This is a genomic window from Noviherbaspirillum sp. (assembly GCF_035654295.1).
GTDB lineage: Bacteria > Pseudomonadota > Gammaproteobacteria > Burkholderiales > Burkholderiaceae_D > Noviherbaspirillum.
Genome location: NZ_DASRXF010000022.1, coordinates 1 through 4,767 on the forward strand (window position 1 = coordinate 1; position 4,767 = coordinate 4,767).

Here is a 4,767-nt window from a genome sequence, read left to right on the forward strand (position 1 = left end):
CGGCATGCGCGCCAGTCTCCACAACATGCTCAACCTGTGCGGCATCACCAAGATCGACCATGCCGTCAGTTCCGGCACCGCCATCCGCCCCCTCAAGAACAAGTCCTACGACCTGATCCTGTGCGAATACGATCTCGGCGATGGCCAGGACGGCCAGCAATTGCTGGAAGACTTGCGACACAACAAGCTGATTCCGCTGTGGACAGTCTTCATCATCGTCACCGCCGAGCGCGCCTATGAAAAGGTGGTCAGCGCCGCCGAGCTCGCGCCGACCGACTACATCCTCAAGCCGTTCACCGCGGATACGCTGATGGACCGTATCGCGCGCGCCATCGAAAAGCGCTCCGCCTTCCTGCCGGCCTACCATTTGATGGAGCATGGCAACCTGGTCGAAGCGATCGACATCTGCAAGCTCGGCGAGAGCAAGTATCCCAAGTACGCGGTCGATTTCATGCGCCTGCGCGCAGAACTGCACGTGATCCTGGGCGAGGCTGCGCAGGCGGAACAGATTTACCAGGACCTGCTCCAGACCAAGGCCGTGGCGTGGGCCCGCCTCGGCCTTGCCAAGACCCTCTTCATGCAGGGCGAGTTCGGCGAGGCGGAAGCCTTGCTGAATGCGTTGGTGGAAGAAAACAGCAAGTACATGGATGCCTATGACTGGCTGGCCAAGACGCACGAGGCGCTGGACCAGCTTCCGCAAGCCAAGGAAGTCCTCGCCGATGCGGTGGCGATCTCGCCGCATGCCGTGCGGCGCCTGCGCAAGCTGGGTGACGTCGCGCTCGAAACCGGCGATGTCGAGACCGCCGAAAAATCCTTCCAGAAGGTGGTGCACAAGGCCAAATATTCCGAGTTCCGTGATCCGGAAGACCATGTGCGGCTGGTCCGCACGCTGGTCAGGAAGGGCGATACGCAGCAGGCGGCCACGGTGATCCGCGACATGGACAAGTCGCTGGGCAACCTGGACAAGACGCCGGCCTGCCGCGCCCTGTCCTCGGCGCTGGTGCATCAGGAACTGGGCAACGAGGACAAGGCGGCCGAGGAGCTTGCCGCCGCGGTCGCGGCCTGCCGCGAGGTTGCCGGCATTTCCAATGACCTGAAAATGGAGCTGGCCAGGAATTGCCTCGAGCATGCCATCGATGACGGCGCGGCGGAAGTCATGCGCGACGTCATGAGCAATGCCGCCGACGACGCGGCCATGGCCAAGGCCATGAGCGTGTTCGAGCAGGCCGGCAAGAAAGAACTCGCCGAAACCGTGGCCAGGGAAAGCCGCCGCCACGTGGTCGACCTGGTGTCGAGCGGTGCGGAGAAGGCGCGGCAGGGCGACTACCAGGGCGCGGTCCAGCTGATGACGGCGGCGGTGCACAAGCTGCCGCAGAATCCGCAGGTGGTGTTCAATGCCGCGGTCGCCGTCCTCAAATACCTGGAAAACGTGGGCTGGGAAGGCAAGCTGGGGGAGCAGGTCAAGGGCTACATCGAATCGGCCCGCGCACTCGATCCGGGCAATCCCCGCCTGGTGCCGCTCTCCGACCTGTACCAGGCCATCCTGAAAAAATACGGGATCAAGCCGTCGGGCGCGGCCTAGATCGGCGAATCAACCGGCCAGCAAGCCGTCGACCAGTTCGGGCGGACGGGCGATGACGGCGCGGTTGCGATAGACAACAATCGGTCTTTGCAGCAGCTTCGGATGGGCGGCAATGGCGCGCAGCAACGCCTCGTCGCCGGCCTGCGCCAGTCCCAGCGCCGCGAATTCTTCCTCATTGCTCCTCACCATGTCGGCCGCGCTGCAGCCGAGCAGTTCTTTCAATGCCGACAACTGTTCGAACGTCGGCGGCGACTTCAGATAATCCACGACGTCAACGGCGAGCGCACGGCGTTGGGCAAACGCCTCGACAAGGGCGAACGCCTCGCGCGACTTGGAGCAGCGGGGATTGTGGTAAATCGTGATCATGGAAAGCGAAAATCGGACTGGGAGGCGCTCATTGTAATGCTGTCATCTGTAGGTGTGGCGCAATCCGGAATGAACCTCGCCGGCAACAACGCGGTCTGAGCATTGTCCGGCGCCGCAAGAGGGCGTCGTCGTCATGCAATTCCTATGTCCGACAAGAACACTACACAAACCGCAACCCCGTTTTCATCTTCCGCCGACAACGCCGCCGACCCGCGCGAGCCTGTCACCGACCGTCTCCGGCAGTTCCGCCGGCAGGAAAGCCCCTGGGCGCAAACGCAAAGGATCATCGGCGCCCGGGTGCGCGCCTTGTCCGACCGCGTCTTGCGGCGGATCACGCAGCGCACCCTGAAGATCGGCATCTCGGCCCGCATTTTTCATCCCGAGGCCGGGGCCAAGGGCTTGCGCAGCAAGACCTTGCAATACCTGGAGGAATCCATCGCGCAGTGGGTCATGTCGCGCGATGTCATGGTGTTCATGATCCCCACCGTGAACAACAACGGGATATTGCACCCAAGCAATATCCGGCTCCGCGATTACGCCAAGCATCTCGACGGTCTCGTGCTGCAGGGCGGTGCGGACGTATCGCCGCAGACCTATTCGGAAGCCGCCACGCGCCCGGAGTGGAGCGGCGACCGCGCGCGCGACATGTACGAGCTTGAGCTCCTCCATGAATTCGTCGAAGCCGGAAAGCCGGTCCTCGGAATCTGCCGCGGTTGCCAGCTGATCAACGTCGCGTTCGGCGGCACGCTATACCAGGATATTGCCTCGGACGTGCCCACCGCGATCCAGCACGTAAGCGACCTGTACGACAGCCACTACCACATCGTTCACTTCCCCCAAGGCTCGGCGCTCGGTTCGCTGTACCCGGCGACGTCCGAGGCGCTGGTGAACTCCATCCACCACCAGGCGGTCAAGGACCTCGGGCGCGACCTCGTGGTTGAAGCGGTGTCGGGCAAGGACAACATTGTCGAAGCGGTCCGCTACCGCAAGGCGCGCTTTGTCATGGGCTTGCAATGGCACCCTGAATTCCACCGCGCCGGCAGTTCCGAACTGCTCGACTGCACGCCCATCCTCGACGAATTCCTCGTGGCCGCCAGAGAAACCCGGTTCTGAACGAACCCGGCCACACCATAAAGCCACACAGTCTTGCCAGTTTTTCAATCGCAAAATGAAAAATTACTGCTCGACCAGATTTTTTGGTTGACAGCATGTGGGGGTCTCTACTATAGTTTGAGGTTCCCTGCGGAGGGGTGGCCGAGTGGTTAATGGCAGCAGACTGTAAATCTGCCCTCTTACGAGTACGCTGGTTCGAATCCAGCCCCCTCCACCAGTGTCTAAGCAGGTGAGAATATTGCGGTTGAAGGTCCTTGCGGGTGTAGCTCAATGGTAGAGCTGAAGCCTTCCAAGCTTACGACGAGGGTTCGATTCCCTTCACCCGCTCCAGTTTTTGGCTGTGCGCAGCAGTTCGGTGCGAGCGGCAAAGATGCCCTTGTAGCTCAGTGGTAGAGCACTCCCTTGGTAAGGGAGAGGCCACGTGTTCAATCCACGTCAAGGGCACCAGTTTCTTGAAATGGCAAGCAGTCGGGCTCGTGCCTGGACATTCCCATCAAAACGTTAGGAGTCGAAAATGGCAAAAGGCAAGTTTGAGCGGACCAAACCGCACGTGAATGTAGGCACGATCGGTCACGTTGACCACGGCAAGACCACCCTGACCGCGGCGATCGCAACGGTGCTGTCGTCCAAGTTCGGCGGCGAAGCGAAGAAGTACGACGAAATCGATGCAGCGCCGGAAGAAAAGGCACGCGGCATTACCATCAACACAGCGCACATCGAGTACGAGACCGCCAACCGCCACTACGCCCACGTTGACTGCCCCGGCCACGCCGACTACGTCAAGAACATGATTACCGGCGCAGCGCAGATGGACGGCGCGATCCTGGTGTGCTCCGCTGCTGACGGCCCGATGCCGCAGACCCGCGAGCACATCCTGCTGGCGCGTCAGGTCGGTGTGCCGTACATCATCGTGTTCCTGAACAAGTGCGACATGGTCGACGACGCCGAGCTGCTCGAGCTGGTCGAAATGGAAGTGCGCGAACTGTTGTCGAAGTACGAATTCCCGGGCGACGACCTGCCGATCATCCGCGGTTCGGCCAAGCTGGCGCTGGAAGGCGACAAGGGCGACCTGGGCGAAGCCGCGATCATGAAGCTGGCCGAAGCGCTGGATTCCTACATCCCGACCCCGGAGCGTGCCGTTGACGGTACCTTCCTGATGCCGGTGGAAGACGTGTTCTCGATCTCCGGCCGCGGCACCGTGGTGACCGGTCGTGTCGAGCGCGGCATCGTCAAGGTTGGCGAAGAAATCGAAATCGTCGGCATCCGCGACACCCAGAAGACCACCTGCACCGGCGTGGAAATGTTCCGCAAGCTGCTGGACCAGGGCCAGGCAGGCGACAACGTCGGCGTGCTGCTGCGCGGTACCAAGCGTGAAGACGTCGAGCGTGGCCAGGTGCTGGCCAAGCCGGGTTCGATCAAGCCGCACAGCCACTTCACCGGCGAGATCTACGTTCTGTCGAAGGACGAAGGCGGCCGTCACACCCCGTTCTTCAACAACTACCGTCCGCAGTTCTACTTCCGTACCACGGACGTGACCGGCGCGATCGAGCTGCCGAAGGACAAGGAAATGGTCATGCCGGGTGACAACGTGTCGATCACGGTCAAGCTGATCTCCCCGATCGCGATGGAAGAAGGTCTGCGCTTCGCAATCCGCGAAGGCGGCCGTACCGTCGGCGCCGGCGTCGTTGCCAAGATCATCGAGTAAT

Annotated in this window: 4 protein-coding genes and 3 tRNA genes; 6 read left to right on the top strand and 1 reads right to left on the bottom strand. The window is 61.7% G+C overall.

Features of this window, described 5'->3' with window-relative positions; all coding sequences use genetic code 11:
- Positions 1-1,582, top strand: a 1,582-nt coding sequence (locus VFF99_RS02615; protein ID WP_325014728.1) for a tetratricopeptide repeat protein, incomplete at its 5' end; no start/stop codon positions are given.
- 9 nt (positions 1,583-1,591) lie between these two features.
- On the opposite strand, the gene arsC is transcribed toward VFF99_RS02615, so the two are convergent.
- Complete coding sequence (gene arsC / locus VFF99_RS02620) at positions 1,592-1,948, bottom strand: arsenate reductase (glutaredoxin) (protein WP_325014729.1); 357 nt, start codon at positions 1,946-1,948, stop codon at positions 1,592-1,594.
- Between the two features lie 144 nt (positions 1,949-2,092).
- On the opposite strand from arsC, the gene VFF99_RS02625 reads away from it, so the two are divergent.
- From VFF99_RS02625 to tuf, 5 genes are all read left to right on the top strand, one after another.
- Complete coding sequence (locus VFF99_RS02625) at positions 2,093-3,061, top strand: type 1 glutamine amidotransferase (RefSeq protein WP_325014731.1); 969 nt, start codon at positions 2,093-2,095, stop codon at positions 3,059-3,061.
- 131 nt (positions 3,062-3,192) lie between these two features.
- Positions 3,193-3,278: transfer RNA gene (locus tag VFF99_RS02630), tRNA-Tyr, on the top strand.
- A gap of 39 nt (positions 3,279-3,317) precedes the next feature.
- A tRNA-Gly gene (locus VFF99_RS02635) sits at positions 3,318-3,391 on the top strand.
- 42 nt (positions 3,392-3,433) lie between these two features.
- Positions 3,434-3,508 (top strand) — tRNA-Thr (locus VFF99_RS02640).
- 67 nt (positions 3,509-3,575) lie between these two features.
- Positions 3,576-4,766: an elongation factor Tu gene (gene tuf / locus VFF99_RS02645; RefSeq protein ID WP_325014733.1), complete on the top strand. Its 1,191-nt coding sequence runs from the start codon at positions 3,576-3,578 to the stop codon at positions 4,764-4,766.
- The last annotated feature ends 1 nt before the right edge of the window (position 4,767 follow it).